Here is a 21,334-nt window from a genome sequence, read left to right on the forward strand (position 1 = left end):
CCCAGCTTACTCAAGACTTATCCACACACTTATCCACTTATACCCCGTTTTCCGCCATTTCCCATCCCCGCAACACGCTTTTACTTCCCCAAATTAAATCCAAATAAATTCTCAACAGGCCGGGTACTTATATATCTATCTCTTTCAAGTTCACCAAAACAAAAAAGCCCGGCTGCTTTCGCAACCGGGCTTTTTATGGACATATATATGTAGAAACGGATTACTTTAATGTCACGCGGGCAAACTTGCGTTTGCCGACCTGATAAACACTGGTGGTTCCCGCCGGCATCACGCCGCGACTGTCCGTCACCGTTTCGCCATTGATCTTCACCGCATTCTGTTTAGTCATACGGTGCGCATCCGATGTTGACGCCACCAAGCCGGCTTCTTTTAATAGCGTCGCCAACGGCATCTCACCTTCAAACGTGAACTCCGGCATTTCATCCGGAATGGCGTTCTTGCTGAAACGCGTTTCAAAATCCTGTAGCGCGGCTTGCGCCGCTTCTTCGGAATGGAAACGGGCAATCAACTCCAGCGCCAGCTTCACTTTGACATTACGCGGGTTCTCGCCGTTGGCGACCGCTTGCTTCAACCCTTCGATGGTTTCAATCGACTCAAACGACAACAACTCATAATAACGCCACATCAATTCGTCGGAAACGGACATGACCTTACCGAACATATCATTCGGCGCATCCTTGATGCCGATATAGTTGCCCAGCGATTTGGACATTTTCTGCACACCGTCCAACCCTTCCAGAATCGGCATGGTCAAGGTACATTGCTGCGGCTTGCCGAAATGACCCTGCAAGGTACGCCCCATCAACAGGTTGAACTTCTGGTCGGTACCGCCCAGCTCTATGTCCGCATCCAGGGCGACCGAGTCGTAACCTTGAATCATCGGGTACAAAAACTCGTGAATGGCGATCGGTGTATTGGAATGAAAACGGTCAGAAAAATCGTTACGTTCCAGCATACGCGCCACTGTAACCGTACCAGCCAGTTTGATCATATCTTCGGCAGTCATTTTCGACAGCCATTCGGAGTTGAACACTACTTTGGTTTTGGCCGGATCCAAAATCTTGAATACCTGCTCCTGATAGGTCGCGGCGTTGGCTACTACCTCTTCGCGCGTCAACGGCGGACGTGTCTGGCTTTTGCCGGTCGGGTCGCCGATCATCGCGGTAAAATCACCAATCAGGAATAGCACTTCATGACCCAAATCCTGAAACTGCTTCAACTTATTAATCAGAACCGTGTGCCCCAAATGCAAATCGGAGGCCGTCGGGTCAAAACCGGCTTTAACGCGCAACGGGCGACCGCTTTCCAATTTTTCAATCAACTCTTTTTCAACCAGAATCTCTTCTGCGCCACGTTTAATAATCGCTAACTGTTCTTGTACTGATTTCATCTTGTCTGTCTTATCTTTTAATTTGAATTCTGTTGGCGGATTTTAGTTCAACCGCACAGCACGGTATCGGTATTCAATTCCAACAGGCCGGTCATCTCCGACACCTTCTGGTAACCATGCTTGCGCATATAATCGGCAATGCCTTTATTGACCTTTTTAACCAATAACGGATCTTTGGCAATGGCCGTACCGATCGCCACCATCGACGCTCCGGCAAGGAAAAACTCGATCGCATCTTCCGCCGAGGCAATACCACCCAGCCCGATAATCGGGATATTGTGCTGCTTGGCCACCTGATACACCTGATGCACTTTCAACAATGCCACCGGCTTGACCGCCGGACCGGACAAACCGCCCTGATTATTTCCCAACGTCGGCTTGCGGCTATGCACATCAATCTGCATCCCCATCAAGGTATTGATGGCCGACAGCGCATCGGCCCCGGCGTCGATCACGCGGCGTGCGCCTTCGGCAATATCGGTCTGGTTGGGCGACAACTTCACAATCAACGGTTTGGTGGTAGCGGCACGACACGCCTCGACCACGCGCGCCGCCATTTCAGGATCATTACCGAAAGCCGCGCCGCCTTTTTTGACGTTCGGACAGGAAATATTGATTTCCATCGCCGGCAAAGCGGTCTGATCAAAAAGACGCACCACCTCGACATATTCCTCAATCGACGAGCCGGACACGTTAATAATAAAACGCGTCTCGCTCAAATCCAGCTTAGGTAGATAGTCGCTGATGACCGCATGCGCACCCGGATTCTGCAGACCGATAGAGTTCAACAAACCGCAGGCCGATTCCATCACGCGCTCCGGCTTGTTGCCCAGTTTCGGCTGCAAGGTGGTGCCCTTCAGAAACACCGCACCGACATCGCGATTGGAAAAGCCGCTGACAGATTGGTATTCTATGCCATACCCCGCATTGCCCGAAGCCATTGCCACCGGCGAGGTGAACTCAATGCCACACAAATTTACCGATAAATCCACCATAGAAGCCGCCCTGAACTAAATTATTATGCTGCACATTATTTTATATGAACCGGAAATCCCGCAGAACACCGGAGCCTTAATCCGTTTGAGCGCCAATATGGGCGCCCACCTGCATCTCATCAAACCCTACGCGTTCGATTTAAGCGAAAAAAAGGTGCGCCGCGCCGGATTGGATTACGCCGAACTGGCCAACCTGCATGAACATGACAGCCTGCAAGCCTGCCTGGAAACCGTTCAACCCAACCGCGTATTTGCGCTCACCACTAAAACCACTCGTTACTACACCGAGCCGCAGTTCGAGAATGGCGATGCTTTCCTGTTCGGCCCCGAAAGCCGCGGCCTGCCGATGGAAGTGATCCAAAGCCTGCCAGAAGAGCAACGTCTGACCATTCCGATGATGCCGGGCGGCCGCAGCCTGAATTTGGCGAATGCGGTATCGGTTATGGCGTACGAGGCGTGGCGTCAGCTGGGCTTTAGCCAGTCGCTATAATCCCATCACCTTACCCGGCCTGTTGAGTTTTTTGAACCGCGAAAATGCCGCAAAAAAACTCAACAGGCCGGGTCAATACCTGATGCTTACAGCGTAATTTCCGCCTTGCCGTCGCGTGCCATCAATTCGCGCACCGCATCGGCCGGCGAACATTCGTTATTCACGATGCGATACACCTGCTGCATAATCGGCAAATCCAGATGATGGCGTTCGGCAATTTTTTTCACCGCCTGCACCGCTTTGACCCCTTCGACCACCTGACCGATGGCGGCCATCACCGATTCGGCCTGTCCGGGCTGCTGCGCCAACGCCAAACCGAAACGACGGTTACGTGACAAATCATCGGTACAGGTCAGCACCAGATCACCCAAACCGGCCAAGCCCATCAGGGTTTCCGGATTGGCACCCAACGCCTGCCCCAAACGCATCATCTCCGCCATACCGCGCGCCACCAGCGCCGCGCGCGCATTGGCGCCCAGATGCAGGCCGTCGCTCATGCCGGTGGCGATGGCCATAATATTCTTGTAAGCGCCGCCGATCTCCACGCCGATCATATCGTTCTGGGTGTACATGCGGAAATTGCCGAAGTGAAACAAATCTGCCCAGAACTGCGCTTCCGCCTGATTTTCCGAGGCGCTGACCATCGCCGTCGGCAGTCCTTTGGCGACCTCGTCGGCAAAGGTCGGGCCGGAGAGCACCGCCATCGGCTGCGCCTCACCCAACACGCTTTTGGCCACCTGATGCAGCAGCAACGCATTTTGCGGCTCAAAGCCTTTGGTCGCCCAGGCAAAATGGGCTAAGCCTTGCGGTTGATACGCCTGAATCTGTTGCAAAGTTTCACGGAACACATGGCTCGGCACCACGACCAACACGGCCTGCGCCGCAGCCAGCACCTCATCCAGCTGGGCGCTGATCTGCAGGTTATCGGGAAAATGAATACCTTTAAGATAGGCGGTGTTTTCGCGCTGCGTGCGCAGCTTTTTGGCCTGCTCGGCACTGTGCGTCCATAAACGCACGGCATGGCCGCCGCGCGCCAGATGAATCGCCAGCGCCGTGCCCCAGGCACCCGCACCGATTACCGCGATGGGCATCGTCGCCGTCACTTTCAGACCCTGTCCGACTTGGCCGGCCGCTTACTGCGCCGTCGCCTGAGCGGCTTGTGCCTGCAAGTGCTCATGATACATGGCATCGAAATTCACCGGCTCCAGCAACAGCTGCGGGAAACCGCCACGCGCTACCAGATCGGATACCGTTTCGCGCGCATAGGGGAACAAGGTATTCGGGCACTGCGAACCCAGCAAATAACCCAACTCTTCGTCGCTAAAACCTTCCAGCGTGAAGATGCCGGCCTGTTCAACTTCACACAAAAACGCCGTGTGTTCGCCGATTTTAGTGGTCGCGGTCACGCGCAGCACCACGTGAAACAGGCCATCTTCCAAGCCTTTGCTTTCGACATTCAGATTCACATCCAACACCGGCTTGAAGTCCGCCGCGAAAATACCCGGCGTGTTCGGCGATTCAAACGAGATATCCTTGGTGTAGATTTTTTGAATAATGAATTTTTTCGCTGCAGTCGTTTCAGACATGTGTCGTTCCTTAAAAGCTTATAAATGTGAAAGCGCGCGTCTGCCATGTCAGACGCGCGCTTAAAAGATTACACAGAAGGTTGAATCAAGCGTTCAATAGCGGATCGATTTCGCCGCGCTTGTCGGCGGCCGACAGATCATCAAAACCGCCCACATGGTGATCGCCGATATAAATCTGCGGCACGGTTTCACGCCCGCACTTGGCTCTCAAATCCGCCCATAATTGCGGGTCGCGACCCACATCAATGGTTTCGTAGGCCACACCCTTGGAATCCAGCAGGCGTTTAGCCATATTGCAGTAAGGGCAGGTCTGGGTCAGATAAATCACTACGTGCGCCATTGCGTTCTCCTTGCTTGATTTTGCCTTGGAGGCTAGTTTTTGCGGTTTTTTTTTGACTTGCCGCCAACCGGCAGACCGGCCGCACGCCAGGCATTGATACCGCCCGCCAAATTAAACACCTGCGTATAACCGTTTTTGACCAGCATACCGGCGGCACGGCTGGAGCGTGCACCACTGGCGCAATACACCAGAACCGGCTTATCCTTGGGTGCATTCAGGGAAGCGATTTTGCCCGCCAGTTCGGTGACAGAAATATTGACCGCATTACCGATCATGCCGTCACGCGTTTCACCGGCGGTGCGCACGTCCAGCAAAAAGGCGTCATCATTATAAAGACGCGTGGCTTCATCCGTTCCCACACTTTTATAGCCGGCGATGCGATCACCTACGTAACTGAAAACCAACATGGCCACAACGACCGCCAGGGCCACAAACAAAAGCATATGCTCTTGCATAAATTCAATAAACATCAGGCTTCCTTTTCACTAAAGCGCACTTGAACTGCGTTAAACCTATGAGAGGAGTTCATTCAAAGCTAATGATTTTAACAGCGAAACTCGCTACAATAAATCGAATTTAACAAATTTTTAGGGTACCTAACCACTATGAGTCAAGAACTTAAGCCCAAAAAGCATCTGCAATACCGCCCGACCGGATTGATCATCCTCGACGGCTGGGGATACCGCGAAGAAACCCACGCCAACGCCATCGCCTTGGCCAACACCCCCAACTGGGACAAACTCTTCAACAACCACCCGCACACCCTGATCGGCACCTCCGGCATGGACGTTGGCTTGCCGCAAGGGCAGATGGGTAACTCCGAAGTCGGCCACCTTAACCTCGGTGCCGGCCGCGTGGTGTACCAGGACTTGACTCGCATCCAAAAAGACATTGATGACGGCCGTTTCTTCCAGAACAACGCGCTGCTCAACGCCATCGACAAATCGGTCGAGCGCGGACGCGCCGTGCATATCATGGGCCTGCTGTCGGATGGCGGCGTCCACTCGCACATCAACCACCTGAAAGCGGCGATGACATTGGCGGTACAGCGCGGCGCCAAGGCGCTGCTGCATATCTTCACCGACGGCCGCGACACCTCGCCGCAAAGCGCCCTGCAATACGTCGAAGAGATGGAAGAGCACCTGAAAAGCATCGGCGGCGGCCGCATCGTTTCGGTCACCGGCCGTTTCTTTGCGCTGGACCGCGACAACCGCTGGGAACGCATTCAGCAGGCTTACAACGCCATCTGCTGCGGCGAAGCGCCTTTTGAAGCCAACTCTGCCAAAGAAGCCGTGGAAATGGCTTATGCACGCGGCGAGACCGACGAGTTCATTCAGCCAACCGCCATCCTCAGCAAAAAAGGCAAAAAGGCCAAGGTCAAAGACGGCTCTTCGATGATTTTCATGAACTACCGTTCAGACCGCGCGCGCCAGTTGACCAGCGCCTTCATCATCAGCGACTTCGGCGATTTCCACCGCTGCAAGACGCCGGTGCTGTCGGCCTTTGTGACCTTGACCGAATACAACAAAAATTTCGAGAACTTCGGCGCCACCATCGCCTACCGTCCGAACAAACTGAAAAACACCTTCGGCGAATACATTTCCAGTCTGGACCTTTGCCAGTTGCGCATTGCCGAAACCGAAAAATACGCCCACGTGACCTTCTTCCTGAACGGCGGCATCGAAGCGCCCTACAAAGGCGAAGACCGCATTCTGGTGCCTTCACCCAAAGTACGCACCTACGATCTGCAGCCGGAAATGAGCGTCGGCGAGCTGACCGAGAAACTCATCGAAGCGGTCGAAGCGGATAAATACGACACCTTTATCTGCAATATCGCCAACCCGGACATGGTCGGCCACTCCGGCAATATTCCGGCCTGTATCAAAGCGGTTGAAGCGGTGGACGAAGCCCTCGGTAAAATCCTGGCGGCCATCGAAAAAGCGGGCGGTCAGGTCATCGTCACCGCCGACCACGGCAATATCGAAATGCTGGAAGACCCGGCAACCGGTGAGCCGTTGACATCGCACACCACTTTCCCGGTACCGCTGGTCTATTTCGGCCCGCAACAGGTCGAGCTGCGCAACGGCGGCACGCTGCCGGATGTGATGCCGACCATGCTCGACATCATGGGCTTGCCGCAACCGGAAGAGATGACCGGTTTGAGCTTGATTGCACGTTACAAATAAAACGCAAACCAAACTGCTTCTGCAAAACTGAACAGGCCGGGTGGGAATCTTTCCTACCCGGCCTGTTCAGTTTTTAGAGCGCCTTTTTTGACAATCCAACCCAATAGACCATACAAGCGACTGGAAAAATCAGGGCAAGCCTCTTATGCTATGAAACACACCTGTTCACTAAAAAGCGCCGAACATGACCGTTTTCATTGAGCACCCCACATTCTGGTTCTACCTGATCGACATCTCGCTGATCATCGCGACCTTGCTGCATATGCTCTACCAGCGGCGTTCGCCGCAAAACCTCATGGCCTGGACACTGACCCTGCTGCTGCTGCCCTTTATCGGCGTGGTGCTCTATATTATTTTCGGCTCGCGCAAACTGCTATATGCCAAACGCCGCAAAGCCAAAATCTCGCTGCAACCGGTTTCCGACCTTCTGCCAGACCAGCCTTTCGCGCAGCGCATCGAACGCCTGTTGCGCGCCAACCAGATCGCCGGCAGCAGCAACGACAACCAGGTACATCTCTGCCAGAACGGCGAAGCGGCCTTTCAACACTTTCTCAACCTGATCGAAAGCACCCAACGGCAGATTCACCTGCAGACCTATATCCTGGAAAACGATGCCACCGGCCGTGCCATCCTTGAAGCACTTTGCCGCAAGGCTCAAGAAGGTGTCGAAGTGCGCCTGCTGCTCGATGCCATCGGCTCGTTCAAACTCTATCTGTGCCGCAAGCCGCTTAAAAAACTGCAACAGGCCGGCGGACAGTTTGCGTTTTTTCAGCCGCCACTGCATTCACTGCTTAAAAGCCAGATCAACCTGCGCAACCACCGCAAGATTTACCTGTTTGACCAGCAGATTCTGCTGACCGGTGGCATGAACCTTTCCCACGACTACCTCGGCGCCAATCCGCATGAGCAACGCTGGCAGGATCTGATGATTGAAATCCGCGGCTCAAGCCTGATTCATTACCAGAATATTTTCAACGAAGACTGGTTCTACACCACCGGCGAAAGACTGCAAACCCATCCGGCCAGCGGTCCCGCGCCAACCACCGGCGAAATCGTGCAAGTCATCCCTTCCGGCCCGGACATCGATAGCGACGCCCTGTTTGAAACCCTGCTGCAGGGTATTCATATGGCGCAGGAGGAGATCGAGATCGTGACGCCTTACTTCATCCCCGACAGCGACATTCTCAACGCGCTGCTGATCGCGGTGAAGCGCGGCGTCCGCGTCACTCTGGTCAGCCCGCACAAGTCCGACCACCTGCTGTTTGATCTGGGGCGCAGCTCCTATATGCGCGAGCTCGCCGAACAGGGCGGCGAAATCCTGCTCTATCCGCACACCATGCTGCACGCCAAACTGGTGATGATCGACCGGCAGAATCTGTTTATCGGCTCGGCCAATCTGGACTACCGCTCGCTATTCATTAACCACGAGGTGGTGAACTGCATCTATTCACCCGCCTTAATAAAGGACATTACCAGCTGGCTGGCCCCGATCAAACAGGCCTGCATCCCCTACTATCCGACCCAACAAAAAGGCCGGCGCCTGTTTGAAAACCTCACGCGGATTTTCGCACCGATTTTATAGAGCAATCCGCCATGTACCGACCCCGCTACACGCCACTGAGCGAACCCAACCACCAGCAGAACCCACTGCCCAACTGCTTCAAACTGCTCTGCTGGAATTTGCAGAAGACCGATTTCAGCCACTTTATGCACCGCTCCATCGAGCAACTGCTCGATATCGCGCCGCCGCAACTGCTCGCCCTGCAAGAAGCCTCCACCCATGCGTCACAAACGCGCTTTTTTGATATGCCGTTTGCCATGGCGCCCAACATCCAGACCGGCAAACGCCATTTCGGCGTACTCACGGCCTGCGAATACAGCATGACCCCCCACCTGCAATGCCTGACCCACAGCCGCGAACTCGGCTGGAGCACCCATAAAACGGCTCTGATCACCCAGCATCAACTGGCAAACGGCGAGGTCCTGATTCACGCCAATATTCACGCCATCAACTTCGTGCCCAATCCGGTTTTCCAACGCGAACTGCAGCATCTCTACCAGCACTTGGCGCAGCATACCGGCCCTTTGATCGTCAGCGGCGACTTCAACACCTGGAACAAAACCCGCCTCCAAACGCTGCACCACCTGAATGACAACCTGCACCTGCAACAGGCGGAAATTAGCAACGCCGGTGCCATCAAAACCCTGTTCCGCCATCCGCTCGACTACATCTTCTACCGTCAGCTCAGACTTCAGGAAGCCAGAGCGATCCATGTGCGTGAAATCTCCGACCACAACCCGCTGCTCGCGCGCTTCTGCACCCTCTGATTTCCCCCCACCAAGCACCTGAAAAACTGCTACAATTTGATTCCAAATGCATAGATAAAGTATAATCTCGCACCTATTTTATTTTTTAAATGCGCTAAAAAAACATAAAACCCTTATATAACAACCAGTTACAAAGCCATTTGACGCTGTAACCCGGCCAAAATATAAGATTTTGACGGACAGGACACAATTATGAATCCAGTACAAAACGGCCTTAATCTGACAGGCCTTTACTCCCCAGAGTTTGAAAAGGAGAACTGTGGTTTCGGGATGATCGCCAATATGGACGACAAACCTAGCCACTGGGTAGTGCAAACTGCCATTGAATCACTTTCCAACATGACCCACCGTGGTGGGGTTGCGGCGGATTGCTGTACGGGAGACGGTTGTGGACTATTGATTAAAAAACCTGCGGCTTTCCTGCAAACTGTCGCCTCAGAAGCCGGTTTTGCACTGAACGCCCTGTATGCTGTCGGTATGGTCTTCCTGAACCAGGATGCCGCCAAAGCCGATTTGGCCCGTAAAACGCTGCAGGAAAAACTGACCAACAAAGGTCTGAGCGTTGCCGGCTGGCGTAAAGTACCGGTTAAGTCCGACGTATTGGGTGCGCAGGCCGCCGGCATGGAGCCGGTCATCGAACAGGTGTTCGTTAACGCGCCTGAAGGCATGACCGAAGGCGAGTTCAACCGCCTATTGTTCACGGCGCGCCGTAAAACTGAAATGGTGATCGAGCCTCAGGACGGCACTTTCTATATCGCGTCACTGCACACCCAGCTTTTGGCTTACAAAGGCCTGGTCATGCCGCGCGAACTACCCGAATTCTATTTGGATCTGAAAAACCCGGCGTTTGAGTCTTCCGTCATCTCTTACCACCAGCGTTTTTCGACCAACACCATGCCACAATGGCGTTTGGCACAGCCTTTCCGTTTCTTAGCGCATAACGGTGAGTTGAATACTATCCGCGGTAACCGTAACTGGGCCTTGGCGCGCCAAAGCAAATTCGCCACGCCATTGCTGCCGGACCTGGCTGATCTGAAGCCATTGGTCGCGCAAACCGGTTCCGACTCCAACTCACTGGACAACATGTTGGAAGTGCTGATGATGGGCGACATGCCGGTGTTCCAGGCATTGCGTCTGTTGATTCCACCCGCCTGGCAGAACATGCCGCACATGGATCCAGATCTGAAAGCGTTCCTGGAATACAACTCCATGCACATGGAGCCTTGGGACGGCCCGGCCGGTATGGTTATCAACACCGGTAAATACGCCATCTGCGGCGTTGACCGTAACGGTCTGCGCCCAACGCGTTATGTCATCACCAAAGACCGTCACATCACCTTTGCATCTGAAATCGGCGTGTACAACTACGCGCCGGAAGACGTGGTCGAAAAAGGCCGCTTGAAGCCAGGCCAGTTGATTGCCGTTGATCTGGAAACGGGTACTTTGTTGAAACCACAGGAAATCGATGACGCCCTGAAAATCGCCAAGCCCTACCGCGAATGGATGGACAAAGGCTACATGCGCATTGAAGAACAGCTTAAGCAAGACGACCAGACAATGGGCTGGGACTCTTTGCTGGCTGACACCTATCAGAAATACTATCAGGTGACGTTTGAAGAGCGTGATGCCGTTATCCGCGTACTGGCGGAAGAAGGTCAGGAAACCACGGTTTCAATGGGTGACGACGCCCCGCTGCCGGTTTTCTCGCACAAGCCACGCTCCATTTTCGACTATTTCCGCCAGATGTTTGCGCAGGTCACCAACCCGCCAATCGATCCGCTGCGTGAAAACATCGTCATGTCATTGAACACCTGTTTCGGCCGTGAGCTGAACATGTTCGAGGAAGGCGCGGAACACGCACGCCGTTTGGAAGTGTCTTCTCCGGTGCTAAGCCCATCGATGATGGCGCAACTGTTGGAACTGAAAGACGCCGACTACCAGCACCAAATCATCTCGTTGCACTACAACCACGAAGAAAAAGGCATGAAGCAGGCCGTTGTGGATATCTGCGATCAAGCCGTGGCGGCAGCCCGTGCCGGTAAAACCCTGCTGGTGTTGAGCGACCTGGGCATTGAAAACGGCAAGGTCACCGTTCCTGCGGCGATGGCCACCGGTGCCGTGCACCACCGTTTGATCAGCGAAGGGCTGCGTCCTGAAACCAACATTATCGTGCAAACCGCAACGGCGCGTGACCCGCACCACTTTGCGGTTCTGTTTGCATATGGTGCCACTGCAGTGTTCCCATACCTGGCATACGAGACCATCGAAGATTTGCGTCGCTCCAACGAGCTGGACAAAAACACGCCGATCAGCACCTACATCAAAAACTACCGTAAGGGGATCAACAAAGGGTTGTACAAAATCCTGTCGAAGATGGGGATTTCCACCATCACCTCTTACCGTGGTTCACAGCTGTTCGAAGCCGTTGGTCTGACCTCAGAAATCGTCGACCTGTGCTTCAAAGGCACGCCTTCACGTATTGAAGGAACGAACTTCGATCACCTGGAACTGGATCAACGCCGTTTGGCATGGGAAGCGTTCAACCCACGCAAACCACTGCAACAAGGCGGCCTGTTCAAATATGTGCACGGCGGTGAATACCACGCGTTCAACCCTGACGTGGTGAACAGCATCCGTGAAGCGGTACAGAAAAACGACCAGACCATGTACAACAAGTTCCGTGATCTGGTGAACAACCGTCCGGCCATGACGATCCGCGACCTGCTGACCTTCAAAGAGGGCGTAAATGCGATCGACCTGAGTGAAGTCGAGCCGGTCGAATCCATCTACAAGCGTTTTGACTCAGCAGGCATCTCGCTGGGCGCGCTGTCGCCTGAAGCGCACGAAGCCCTGGCGACGGCCATGAACCGTCTGGGCGCACGCTCCAACTCCGGTGAAGGCGCGGAAGATCCGGCACGTTACGGCACAGAGAAGATGTCTAAGATCAAGCAGATCGCATCCGGCCGTTTCGGTGTCACCGCACACTACCTGCGTAATGCCGAAGTATTGCAGATCAAGGTAGCGCAAGGCGCCAAGCCGGGCGAAGGTGGTCAGCTGCCAGGCCACAAGGTAGACATGACCATCGCGAAACTGCGCCACTCCGTACCGGGCGTAACGCTGATTTCGCCTCCGCCGCACCACGACATTTACTCGATCGAAGATTTGGCACAGCTGATTTTCGATTTGAAACAGGTTAACCCGAATGCGTTGATCTCCGTCAAGCTGGTAGCTGAACCGGGTGTCGGTACGATCGCAGCCGGTGTCGCCAAGGCTTACGCTGACCTGATCACCATCTCCGGTTATGACGGCGGTACCGGTGCATCACCGATGACCTCGGTTAAATATGCCGGTAACCCGTTTGAAATGGGTCTGGTCGAAGCGCACCAAACGTTGCGTGCCAACGACCTGCGCGGCCAGGTAATTCTGCAGGCGGACGGCGGTTTGAAAACCGGTCTGGACGTTATCAAAGCGGCCATCCTGGGTGCGGAATCGTTCGGTTTCGGTACTGTGCCGATGATCGCGCTGGGCTGTAAGTACCTGCGTATCTGCCACCTGAACACCTGTGCGGTGGGTGTGGCGACGCAGGACGAGCGTCTGCGTAAAGAACACTTTATCGGTCTGCCGGAAATGGTCATGAACTACTTCCGTTTTGTCGCCGAAGAGACGCGCGAGTGGTTGGCCAAGTTGGGCGTGCGCTCACTGGGCGAACTGGTCGGCCGTGTTGACCTGTTGAAAGTCATCGACAACCCGTTGACCGAGAAACAGAAGAACATCGACCTGTCGGCGTTTATCTCCGACGGCGGCGTACCGGCGGACAAACCGCAAACCGTTCAGGTTGCCCGTAACCAGCCTTGGGACCACGGCACTTTGGCCGAGGAGATGGTGAAAACGGTGATGCCGGCCATCGAAGCCAAAGAAGGCGGTACTTTCACATTCCATCTGGTCAACACCGGCCGTTCAATCGGTACGCGTGTGGCGGGTGAAATTGCAGAACGCTACGGCAACGACGGCATGAAAGATGCGCCGATCACTCTGAAACTGACCGGTATCGCCGGTCAGTCGTTCGGTGCCTTCAACGTCGACGGTCTGAACCTGCATTTGGAAGGCGATGCCAACGACTACGTCGGTAAAGGTATGGCCGGCGGTGAAATCGTGGTGCGTCCGCCTCAAGGCAGCACCTTTGACCCTAAAAATACGCCGATTGTCGGCAACACCTGCTTGTACGGCGCCACCGGCGGTAAATTGTTTTCCAACGGTACCGGCGGCGAGCGTTTCGCGGTGCGTAACTCCGGCGCTATCGCCGTCGTGGAAGGCCTGGGCGACCACGGCTGTGAATACATGACCGGCGGTACCGTGGTGAGTCTGGGCGAAGTGGGCGTGAACTTCGGTGCCGGTATGTCCGGCGGCATGGCGTTCATCCTGGATGAAAACAACGCCCTGCCAGATCGCTTGAACACGGAAATGGTTGAAGCCATCCGCATCGACACGGAAGCGACCGAGGAGTACCGCGTGTACCTGAAAGCGCTGATCCAGGAGTATGTGGCCAAAACCAACAGCCCGTGGGGTCAGGAAGTATTGAACAACTTCAGCCGTAAGATCGGCCACTTCTGGTTGGTGAAATCACGCGCTATCAGCATTGATGCGTTGTTTGACCTGTTTGCGACAGAAGCCAACTAAGCGAAACTGGAAGGAATTTAAAAAATGCCAAATGTAAGACAATTTTTAGAGCTCAACCGCCAGCTTCCGGAAAAGAAGTCGGCTGAAGAGCGCAAACAGGAATTTTCCGAGATTTACACCTCGTTCAAAATGCAGGATGCGATGGCGCAAGCCGACCGCTGCCTGCATTGCGGTAACCCCTACTGCGAATTTGCCTGTCCGGTACACAACTACATCCCTAACTGGTTGAAGTTGGTGGCCGAAGGCAACATTATGGAAGCGGTGGAAATCTCTCACAAAACCAACTCCCTGCCGGAGATGTGCGGCCGTATCTGTCCGCAGGACCGTCTGTGCGAACAGGCTTGTACCTTGGAAGACACGAATTTCGGTGCGGTCACCATCGGTGCGGTCGAGAAATTCATTACCGACACCGCTTTTGCACAAGGCTGGACACCGGATTTGTCGCACGTCACCATGACCGACAAGAAAGTCGCCATCGTCGGTTCAGGCCCTGCAGGTCTGGCCGCAGCGGATATTCTGATCCGCAATGGCGTCAAGCCGGTGGTATTCGAGAAGCAGCCTGAAATCGGCGGCCTGCTGACGTTCGGTATCCCGCAGTTCAAGCTGGACAAAGACATCGTGGTGCGTCGCCGCGAGATTCTGACCGGCATGGGCGTGGAGTTCCGTTGCAATACCGAAATCGGTAAAGACGTGCAGTTCCAAACCTTGCTGGACGAATACGATGCCGTTTTCCTGGGTATGGGTACTTACAAGCCGATGGCCGGCCGCTTCCCGGGCGAAGACCTGCCGGGCGTTTACAAAGCCTTGGATTTCCTGATCGGCAACGTCAAACACGAACTGGGCATGCCCAACGATCCGGAGCCTTTCGTCAGCATGAAAGGTCAGCGCGTCGTTGTTCTGGGCGGTGGTGACACCACAATGGACTGTACGCGCACCTCTATCCGTCAGGGCGCGGACGAAGTGTACTGCGTCTACCGTCGTGACGAAGCCAACATGCCGGGTTCACGTGCCGAAGTCAAAAACGCCAAAGAAGAAGGCGTGCAGTTCAAGTTCAATCTGGCACCGGTCGAAGTCATCGGCAACGGCAAGGTCGAAGGCATCAAGGTCGCGGAAACGCGCCTGGGTGAACCGGACGCTTCAGGCCGCCGCCGCGCCGAGGTGGTGGAAGGTTCCGAGCAGGTCATCCCTTGTGATGCCGTGATCGTCGCTTTCGGCTTCCAACCGAATCCGCCGGCCTGGTTCAAAGACTTCAACATCAGCGTCAACGACTGGAACGGCGTGGTCGCATCAGAAAACAGCCTGTACCAGTTCCAGACCAGCAACCCGAAAGTGTTTGCCGGTGGTGATATGGTGCGCGGCTCGAGCCTGGTGGTGGAAGCCATCGCCGAAGGGCGTAAAGCTGCCGAAGGGATTTTGGATTTCCTGGAAGTCTGATACCCGGCCTGTTGAGTTTTTAAAGCGCTCAAAACCAAAAAGCCCGCAAGGTTCGCCTTAGCGGGCTTTTTTATTGTATAAATTTTTAATTTGACCTTTTATATACGTAAATATTACCATTGGTTTATTATTCACCATAAGAAAGGGGAAAGGTCATGCAGCCAACTTATGCGGGTTTTTGGATCAGAACCGGAGCCACTCTGATTGATTTAGTACTGATTTTGATTGTGTTTACATTGCCGACCATGATGATTTACGGGCCGGATGAAATGGAATCAGGCGGCATAATACTGGGATTTTGGGATCTGCTGTTAAACTGGATTCTGCCTTTTGTTCTGGTGATTTGGCTGTGGCGACGTTTCTACGGTACGCCCGGCAAAATGGCCACGAAACTCAAGATCGTCGACTCCAGTACCGGCAATAAAATCTCGTTAGCTCAAGCAGTGGTTCGATACTTTGCCTATATCGTTTCCGCTTTGCCATTGGGTTTGGGGTTTATTTGGATTGGCTTTGACCCCAGAAAACAGGGATGGCATGACAAACTCGCCGGCACGCTAGTGATACGTGATGAAGCGCCTGAACCCGTGGTTTTCAAGCCCTAGCAACCATGCAAAAATCCCCGATCACCTTGAGGTCACCGGGGAGCGTGTGATGGACATATTATCTTTAGCTCACGGGATTATTTAATCACCAGGGTTTCCGTCCCTGTTTCACCCGTGTTATCGGTTAAGTTAATGGTGATCTTGTCGCCGGCGTTGGCCTTGAGCTGCACCGCCATATAGGGATTGGCGGAAACCGCGCCGGACCATTGCGCATCAACCTGCTTGGTGCCGTTAACCAGAACCTCGACCATATTGATGAACTTGGCCGGATAAGGCTTGCCGGTTTTTTTATCCATTCTCACCCCCGATTCCATCGGGTGTTTAATCAGGGCTTTGATTTCGGCAACGCCGCCTTGGGATTTGCCGCGCATTCTGATATTAATACTCATCTTTTCCATCCTTTAAAAGTGTCTGTACTTTTGCTCTGTTATTTCGATTTAACGGTTTAACAGCGATTAACCGCCGCAACCGCCAATGGTCACTTTGACTTCCTGCTGCGCTTTGAACAGTTTGCCGCCGGCCTTGACCACCGCCATCACATTCATGGTTTCACCCATCTTGATGCGCGTTGAAACATAACCCAGCGCACCTGCGCCGAAAGCGTATTCGCACACCAGCGGCATCGGGTTTTTACTCGCCAGAATCGCGATGGATTCGACCCCGTCTATCGCGGAGGCGTCCACCGTGACCGGTGTGACCGCACCGTTTTCGGCAATCGCCGGGGCTTTGAGTTTAATGTCGCCGGACTCGGTCGCCGTCGAGGTCCCGTAAGTATCCGTCAAGGCATCCTCAAGCGATTTGGCGGCAAAGGCCTTTTTGTTCCAGTCGGCCAACACGACCGAAGGAACCAAAAGCCCGGCATTGGCCGCGACCACTGCGGCACTGCCCGCCAAGGTGTTTTTAAGTAGTGTTCTACGTTTCATAATCTCACTCCTGGTAATGGTTAAAGGGTGCTGAGGAAAATAGATTGGGCTTCCTCGCCTCCAATATAAGAAAGTGCTAATACCTTCCTGACTTCAGAATAGGGACTGAAACCCTGCAATCAAACCAAGAAAAATTTATGCCGAATAAGTTTTGTAAAGTATTGAGACTCTGAAAAATGATATTTTTACGCTATATATCAACAAGTTAAATAACAATAAAGATTGGGTGACACGCAACCCCCATCTAAAGTGTTGTCATGCTTTGTTAAGAAAGAAAACGCGCAATTCCCCGCCAAAAAATCATTTGGGCACGTAAATAATTTGCTTGCCTCCCCCCTCTTTGCCAAGAAAGTTCTAAAATAGGCAGCCAGTCATTGCAAATAAAAACATCGGACAAAAGGACAGCTATGCGTGCAGATAACATCATCAAATTGACCGAGTACAGCCACGGCGCCGGTTGCGGCTGCAAAATTTCGCCAAAAATTCTCGACAGCATTCTGCAAACGTCGCTGGCCGTCGCGCCGCATCCGGCGCTGCTGGTCGGCAACAGCACCAAGGACGACGCGGCCGCCTACGATCTGGGCAACGGCACCTCGGTCCTGAGCACCACCGATTTCTTTATGCCGATTGTCGACGACCCGTTTACCTTTGGTAGAATCGCCGCCACCAATGCGATCAGCGACATCTATGCGATGGGCGGCAAGCCGCTGATGGCGATCGCCATTTTCGGCTGGCCGATCGACAAGCTGCCGCCGGAAGTCGGCCAGCAGGTCATCGAAGGCGGCCGCGCCACCTGCGAAGCGGCCGGCATCCCGCTGGCGGGCGGCCACTCCATCGACGCGCCCGAACCGATTTTCGGACTGGCGGTCACCGGCCTGGTGGATAACCAGCACCTCAAGAAAAACGCCAGCGCCGAAGCCGGTTGCGAACTGTTTCTGAGCAAGCCGGTCGGCATCGGCATTTTGACCACCGCGCAGAAACAGAAGAAAATCCAGCCGGAACACCTAGAAATGGCGATCGAGGCGATGACCACACTCAACCAGGCGGGCAGCGAATTCGCCAAATTGGCCGGTGTGACGGCGCTGACGGATGTGACCGGTTTCGGCATTCTGGGGCATCTCATCGAAATCTGCGAAGGCAGCGGCATCCGCGCCCAGGTTGAATTCGACAAGGTGCCGCTGCTGCCGCACGTGCTGGACTATCTGGCGCAAGGCTGTACGCCGGGCGGCACCGGCCGCAACTTCGACAGCTACGGCCACAAGGTCGCGTTTACGGCAGAAACGCCGCACTTTGAAACCCAGAAAATGATTCTGTGCGATCCGCAAACCTCCGGCGGTTTGCTGGCCGCCGTCAGACCCGATGCCGTCGCTGACTTCAAGGCGATTGCCGCGCAATTCGGTCTGCAACTGGAATCGATCGGCCGCACCCTGCCCTCGGCCGATGCAACCCCTCTGGTTGAGGTTGTTTGATGGCCGTCACCCGCTTCACCGCCGAGCTGCCGCAGACCGCCGATTTCAAATCGATTGTGCTCAACCATACGCCGCTGATCGACGTGCGCGCCCCGGTGGAGTTCAACCAGGGCGCCTTTGCTTCAGCCGTCAATCTGCCGTTGATGAACGACGAAGAACGCCAGAAAGTCGGCATCTGCTACAAGCAGCACGGCAACGAAACCGCGGTGAAACTCGGCCACAAACTCGTCAATGAAGCGGTGCGCGCAGCGCGCATCCAGGCGTGGATGGACTTTATGGAGGCGCATCCCGACGCGCTGCTCTACTGCTTCCGCGGTGGAATGCGCTCCAAAATAGCGCAGCAATGGCTGCACGACCACGGCCGCCAAATTGTCCGTTTGAAAGGCGGTTACAAGGCCTTTAGACGTTACCTGATCGACTTTCTCGATGCGGTGCCGGCCCGTTTTCAACAGGCCGGTATACAAACTTATGTATTGGCCGGCCGCACCGGTTCGGGCAAAACCCTATTGCTGGCACAATTGGCGCATAAAATCGACCTGGAAGCACTTGCCCACCACCGCGGCTCCGCCTTCGGGCGTCACGCCACGCCGCAGCCGACGCAGATCAATTTTGAAAACAATCTGGCGATGGAACTGATCCGCTTTGCGGAAAGCGGCGCCACGCAACTGGTCATAGAAGACGAAGGGCGCAATATCGGTTCGGTCAATCTGCCCAAGGAATTGTTCGATTTTTTGAAGAGCGGCGAACGCATTGTGCTGGAAACGCCGCTGGAAGAGCGCATTGCCATTACGCTCGATGAATATGTGGATCAAGCGCAGCGCGAATATCCGTCGCTTGAAGCCTGGCAGAGTTTTATGCACGACGCGCTGACACGCATCCATACCCGTCTGGGCGGTGAACGCTACCAGCGCGTGCTCAAACAGTTCGAGGCGGCCATGCAACATCAGATCATGCACGGCTCCACTGAAAAGCACCGCGCCTGGATCGAAACCTTGCTGGTGGAATATTACGACCCGATGTACGACTACCAGATGAAAAAACGCCAGCACAAGGTGGCGTTCAGCGGCTCCATGCAGGAGATCAGCGAATACCTGCAACACCGCACAACGCATGAAATTTGACGGAATTCGCCACGCTCAGGCGACGCAAATGCACCAGGGTCTGAATCGGTCCGGTTGGAATCTATGGAACTCAGCTTTTTTCTTTTAATTCTGGTCATCGTGGTGGTCGCGCTCTACGACTTCACCAACGGCTTCCACGATGCCGCCGACATGGTCGCCACCGCCATCGCCTCGGGTGCCATGAAAGCGTCCGTGGCGATTGTCATCGCCGGCTGCTTCACCTTTTTGGGGCCGCTGCTGATGGGGCTGGCGGTGGCCGATACGGTCGGCACCTTTGTGGATATTGAGGGCGTGCAACTCTACCGCGCGCAAAGTTTGGTCATCGGCGCTTTGCTGGCCGCCATCACCTACAATCTGATCACCTGGAAACTGGGCTTCCCCTCCTCATCCTCCAACTCGCTGGCCGGCGGACTGGTGGGCGCGGGCTTGGCGCTGCTCGGCAACCAGCAGATCAACTGGGGTGTAGAGGCCCTGGCTAACGGCCATCTGGAAGGCGTCATGAAAGTGGTCGCCGGCCTGTTTGCCTCGCCGTTTCTGGGATTGCTGATCGGTTTTCTGTTGATGAAACTGATTCTGACGCTGTTTAAAAACTTCACCTACCGGGTGCGCAACCTGTTTGTGGCCTCGCAGTATTTCAGTGTGGCCTGGCTGGGCTTTTCGCACGGCGCCAACGACGCCCAGAAAGGCATGGCGATTATCGGCATGATGCTGCTCGCTTCGGGGCAGACGCAAAGTTTCGAAGTGCCCTTGTGGACCATTCTGCTGTGCACCACGGCGATTACACTTGGCACCTTTTTCGGCGGTTGGAGTATTATTAAAACCCTGGGCTTTGAAATCTACCGCATCCGCGTGGTGCACTCCGTTGCCAACCAAGTCAGCGCCTCGCTGGTCAACACCCTGGCGACGCTGCTCGGCGCGCCGACCTCGACCACGCAGGTGGTGACAGCCGCGCTCATCGGCAACGGCGCGGCCGAAAAACCGCGCCACGTCAACTGGCTCAAAGCCAAGGGGATTGTGACCGGCTGGTTTCTGAATGTCCCGATTTCGATGGCGCTGGGCGCACTCTACGCCACGCTGATTTTCACGCTGATTGGAGGCCAATATGTTTAAGTCCCTGCTGCAAAAATACGTCCTGCCCAAAGAGGTCGATTTTCTGGGCGCCTTGAATCTGCATGCCCAGGCGATCAAACGCATCACCCACGATTTGCAGGCCTGCTTTATCGACGGCAACGAAACCAGTTGCCAGGCGGTGATAGAAGACCAGCATCAGGCGAAAAATATCAAAGACACCAATATGAACGAGCTGCTCAACAGCTTTATCACGCCGATTGACCGCGAATCGATCTTCCGCATTATCAGCCAGCTGGACTGGCTCTCGGTCAGCATCCGCCATTTCATCATCGAGGCCAAGGCCTATGAAATCGACAAGTTGCACGATGGCTACAGCACCCTGTTTTTTCAGATCTGCCAAAGCGCCGATCACCTCGCCAAAGGGTTTGAAAAACTGATTGAACGGGAGCACAACGCCGTCGCAACGGAAGCGCAGAACGTCAGGGACAGTTACGACTATCTGGTGGATATTTATGCGGAAAAAATGGCGCTGCTCTCCAAAAGCAACAATCTGCAGGAGATGTTCATTCACCGCGAACTGCTGCTGCAGCTCAAGGAGATCGGCAAACGCTTTCAGGTCTGCGCCAATTCGCTGGAAGACATTCTGGTGAAAATGAGCTGATCGCCACCCGCAACCGCGCGCCAGTGCCGACTACCCGGCC

General features: G+C 54.6%; 19 protein-coding genes. 11 read left to right on the forward strand and 8 right to left on the reverse strand.

The genetic code is table 11. The features are described 5' to 3' along the window. Nucleotides 1-220 precede the first annotated feature (220 nt). Nucleotides 221-1,411 (reverse strand): tyrosine--tRNA ligase, encoded by a 1,191-nt coding sequence (gene tyrS / locus HZ297_RS08510; protein ID WP_178862765.1) that lies wholly within the window; start codon nt 1,409-1,411, stop codon nt 221-223. 47 nt (nt 1,412-1,458) lie between these two features. Continuing rightward, on the reverse strand, nt 1,459-2,406 hold the full coding sequence (locus HZ297_RS08515; RefSeq protein WP_178862773.1) for a dihydroorotate dehydrogenase: 948 nt from the start codon (nt 2,404-2,406) through the stop codon (nt 1,459-1,461). 25 nt (nt 2,407-2,431) lie between these two features. Here HZ297_RS08515 and HZ297_RS08520 point away from each other — a divergent pair, with 25 nt between their 5' ends. Then, nucleotides 2,432-2,896: a tRNA (cytidine(34)-2'-O)-methyltransferase gene (locus HZ297_RS08520; protein WP_178862775.1), complete on the forward strand. Its 465-nt coding sequence runs from the start codon at nt 2,432-2,434 to the stop codon at nt 2,894-2,896. A gap of 86 nt (nt 2,897-2,982) precedes the next feature. Here the strand turns inward: HZ297_RS08520 and HZ297_RS08525 are convergent, their stop codons facing one another. The 4 genes from HZ297_RS08525 to HZ297_RS08540 form a co-directional block, all read right to left on the reverse strand. Beyond that, nucleotides 2,983-3,987, reverse strand: coding sequence for an NAD(P)H-dependent glycerol-3-phosphate dehydrogenase (locus tag HZ297_RS08525; RefSeq protein ID WP_178862777.1), 1,005 nt, complete (start codon nt 3,985-3,987; stop codon nt 2,983-2,985). Between the two features lie 42 nt (nt 3,988-4,029). Next, entirely contained in the window at nt 4,030-4,482 is a 453-nt protein-coding gene (gene secB / locus HZ297_RS08530) for a protein-export chaperone SecB (protein WP_178862779.1), read from the reverse strand. Nucleotides 4,483-4,567: 85 nt separating this feature from the next. After that, the gene (gene grxC, locus HZ297_RS08535; RefSeq protein ID WP_178862781.1) at nt 4,568-4,822 is read right to left on the reverse strand and encodes a glutaredoxin 3; all 255 of its coding nucleotides are present in this window, start codon (nt 4,820-4,822) and stop codon (nt 4,568-4,570) included. Between the two features lie 32 nt (nt 4,823-4,854). Beyond that, entirely contained in the window at nt 4,855-5,292 is a 438-nt protein-coding gene (locus HZ297_RS08540) for a rhodanese-like domain-containing protein (protein ID WP_178862783.1), read from the reverse strand. 135 nt (nt 5,293-5,427) lie between these two features. Here HZ297_RS08540 and gpmI point away from each other — a divergent pair, with 135 nt between their 5' ends. The 6 genes from gpmI to HZ297_RS08570 all read left to right on the forward strand — a co-directional run bounded on the left by gpmI (nt 5,428) and on the right by HZ297_RS08570 (nt 16,049). Continuing rightward, on the forward strand, nt 5,428-7,008 hold the full coding sequence (gene gpmI / locus HZ297_RS08545; protein WP_281357431.1) for a 2,3-bisphosphoglycerate-independent phosphoglycerate mutase: 1,581 nt from the start codon (nt 5,428-5,430) through the stop codon (nt 7,006-7,008). 184 nt (nt 7,009-7,192) lie between these two features. Continuing rightward, complete coding sequence (gene cls, locus HZ297_RS08550; RefSeq protein ID WP_178862785.1) at nt 7,193-8,590, forward strand: cardiolipin synthase; 1,398 nt, start codon at nt 7,193-7,195, stop codon at nt 8,588-8,590. Nucleotides 8,591-8,601: 11 nt separating this feature from the next. Beyond that, complete coding sequence (locus tag HZ297_RS08555) at nt 8,602-9,336, forward strand: endonuclease/exonuclease/phosphatase family protein (RefSeq protein ID WP_178862787.1); 735 nt, start codon at nt 8,602-8,604, stop codon at nt 9,334-9,336. 192 nt (nt 9,337-9,528) lie between these two features. Next, nucleotides 9,529-14,013, forward strand: a complete 4,485-nt coding sequence (gene gltB, locus HZ297_RS08560; protein WP_178862789.1) for a glutamate synthase large subunit — start codon at nt 9,529-9,531, stop codon at nt 14,011-14,013. 24 nt (nt 14,014-14,037) lie between these two features. After that, complete coding sequence (locus HZ297_RS08565) at nt 14,038-15,447, forward strand: glutamate synthase subunit beta (protein WP_178862791.1); 1,410 nt, start codon at nt 14,038-14,040, stop codon at nt 15,445-15,447. Nucleotides 15,448-15,602: 155 nt separating this feature from the next. Continuing rightward, nucleotides 15,603-16,049, forward strand: coding sequence for an RDD family protein (locus HZ297_RS08570; protein WP_178862793.1), 447 nt, complete (start codon nt 15,603-15,605; stop codon nt 16,047-16,049). Nucleotides 16,050-16,126: 77 nt separating this feature from the next. Here the strand turns inward: HZ297_RS08570 and soxZ are convergent, their stop codons facing one another. After that, nucleotides 16,127-16,438, reverse strand: a complete 312-nt coding sequence (gene soxZ, locus HZ297_RS08575) for a thiosulfate oxidation carrier complex protein SoxZ (protein ID WP_178862795.1) — start codon at nt 16,436-16,438, stop codon at nt 16,127-16,129. Nucleotides 16,439-16,504: 66 nt separating this feature from the next. Continuing rightward, nucleotides 16,505-16,972, reverse strand: coding sequence for a thiosulfate oxidation carrier protein SoxY (gene soxY / locus HZ297_RS08580; RefSeq protein WP_178862797.1), 468 nt, complete (start codon nt 16,970-16,972; stop codon nt 16,505-16,507). A 407-nt stretch (nt 16,973-17,379) separates the two neighbouring features. Here soxY and selD point away from each other — a divergent pair, with 407 nt between their 5' ends. From selD to HZ297_RS08600, 4 genes are all read left to right on the forward strand, one after another. Then, the gene (gene selD, locus HZ297_RS08585; protein ID WP_178862799.1) at nt 17,380-18,441 is read left to right on the forward strand and encodes a selenide, water dikinase SelD; all 1,062 of its coding nucleotides are present in this window, start codon (nt 17,380-17,382) and stop codon (nt 18,439-18,441) included. Next, nucleotides 18,441-19,562 carry a tRNA 2-selenouridine(34) synthase MnmH gene (gene mnmH / locus HZ297_RS08590; RefSeq protein WP_178862801.1) on the forward strand — a complete coding sequence of 374 codons (1,122 nt, stop codon included), beginning with the start codon at nt 18,441-18,443 and terminating at the stop codon, nt 19,560-19,562. Before selD ends, mnmH begins: the two co-directional genes overlap by 1 nt. A 63-nt stretch (nt 19,563-19,625) precedes the next feature. Beyond that, nucleotides 19,626-20,672: an inorganic phosphate transporter gene (locus HZ297_RS08595; RefSeq protein WP_178862803.1), complete on the forward strand. Its 1,047-nt coding sequence runs from the start codon at nt 19,626-19,628 to the stop codon at nt 20,670-20,672. Beyond that, nucleotides 20,665-21,294: a DUF47 domain-containing protein gene (locus HZ297_RS08600; protein ID WP_178862805.1), complete on the forward strand. Its 630-nt coding sequence runs from the start codon at nt 20,665-20,667 to the stop codon at nt 21,292-21,294. Before HZ297_RS08595 ends, HZ297_RS08600 begins: the two co-directional genes overlap by 8 nt. Nucleotides 21,295-21,334: the final 40 nt, after the last annotated feature.

The organism is Thiomicrorhabdus cannonii (assembly GCF_013391695.1).
GTDB classification, from domain to species: domain Bacteria; phylum Pseudomonadota; class Gammaproteobacteria; order Thiomicrospirales; family Thiomicrospiraceae; genus Thiomicrorhabdus; species Thiomicrorhabdus cannonii.

Bases quoted from the DNA above. Each gene is read 5' to 3' on its own strand.
- tyrS (WP_178862765.1), bottom strand. From the start codon at position 1,411: ATGAAATCAGTACAAGAACAGTTAGCGATTATTAAACGTGGCGCAGAA.
- soxY (WP_178862797.1), bottom strand. From the start codon at position 16,972: ATGAAACGTAGAACACTACTTAAAAACACCTTGGCGGGCAGTGCCGCA.
- cls (WP_178862785.1), top strand. From the start codon at position 7,193: ATGACCGTTTTCATTGAGCACCCCACATTCTGGTTCTACCTGATCGAC.
- gpmI (WP_281357431.1), top strand. From the start codon at position 5,428: ATGAGTCAAGAACTTAAGCCCAAAAAGCATCTGCAATACCGCCCGACC.
- HZ297_RS08540 (WP_178862783.1), bottom strand. From the start codon at position 5,292: ATGTTTATTGAATTTATGCAAGAGCATATGCTTTTGTTTGTGGCCCTG.
- HZ297_RS08600 (WP_178862805.1), top strand. From the start codon at position 20,665: ATGTTTAAGTCCCTGCTGCAAAAATACGTCCTGCCCAAAGAGGTCGAT.
- HZ297_RS08515 (WP_178862773.1), bottom strand. From the start codon at position 2,406: ATGGTGGATTTATCGGTAAATTTGTGTGGCATTGAGTTCACCTCGCCG.
- soxZ (WP_178862795.1), bottom strand. From the start codon at position 16,438: ATGAGTATTAATATCAGAATGCGCGGCAAATCCCAAGGCGGCGTTGCC.
- mnmH (WP_178862801.1), top strand. From the start codon at position 18,441: ATGGCCGTCACCCGCTTCACCGCCGAGCTGCCGCAGACCGCCGATTTC.
- gltB (WP_178862789.1), top strand. From the start codon at position 9,529: ATGAATCCAGTACAAAACGGCCTTAATCTGACAGGCCTTTACTCCCCA.
- HZ297_RS08595 (WP_178862803.1), top strand. From the start codon at position 19,626: ATGGAACTCAGCTTTTTTCTTTTAATTCTGGTCATCGTGGTGGTCGCG.
- HZ297_RS08520 (WP_178862775.1), top strand. From the start codon at position 2,432: ATGCTGCACATTATTTTATATGAACCGGAAATCCCGCAGAACACCGGA.
- grxC (WP_178862781.1), bottom strand. From the start codon at position 4,822: ATGGCGCACGTAGTGATTTATCTGACCCAGACCTGCCCTTACTGCAAT.
- HZ297_RS08565 (WP_178862791.1), top strand. From the start codon at position 14,038: ATGCCAAATGTAAGACAATTTTTAGAGCTCAACCGCCAGCTTCCGGAA.
- HZ297_RS08570 (WP_178862793.1), top strand. From the start codon at position 15,603: ATGCAGCCAACTTATGCGGGTTTTTGGATCAGAACCGGAGCCACTCTG.
- selD (WP_178862799.1), top strand. From the start codon at position 17,380: ATGCGTGCAGATAACATCATCAAATTGACCGAGTACAGCCACGGCGCC.
- HZ297_RS08525 (WP_178862777.1), bottom strand. From the start codon at position 3,987: ATGCCCATCGCGGTAATCGGTGCGGGTGCCTGGGGCACGGCGCTGGCG.
- secB (WP_178862779.1), bottom strand. From the start codon at position 4,482: ATGTCTGAAACGACTGCAGCGAAAAAATTCATTATTCAAAAAATCTAC.
- HZ297_RS08555 (WP_178862787.1), top strand. From the start codon at position 8,602: ATGTACCGACCCCGCTACACGCCACTGAGCGAACCCAACCACCAGCAG.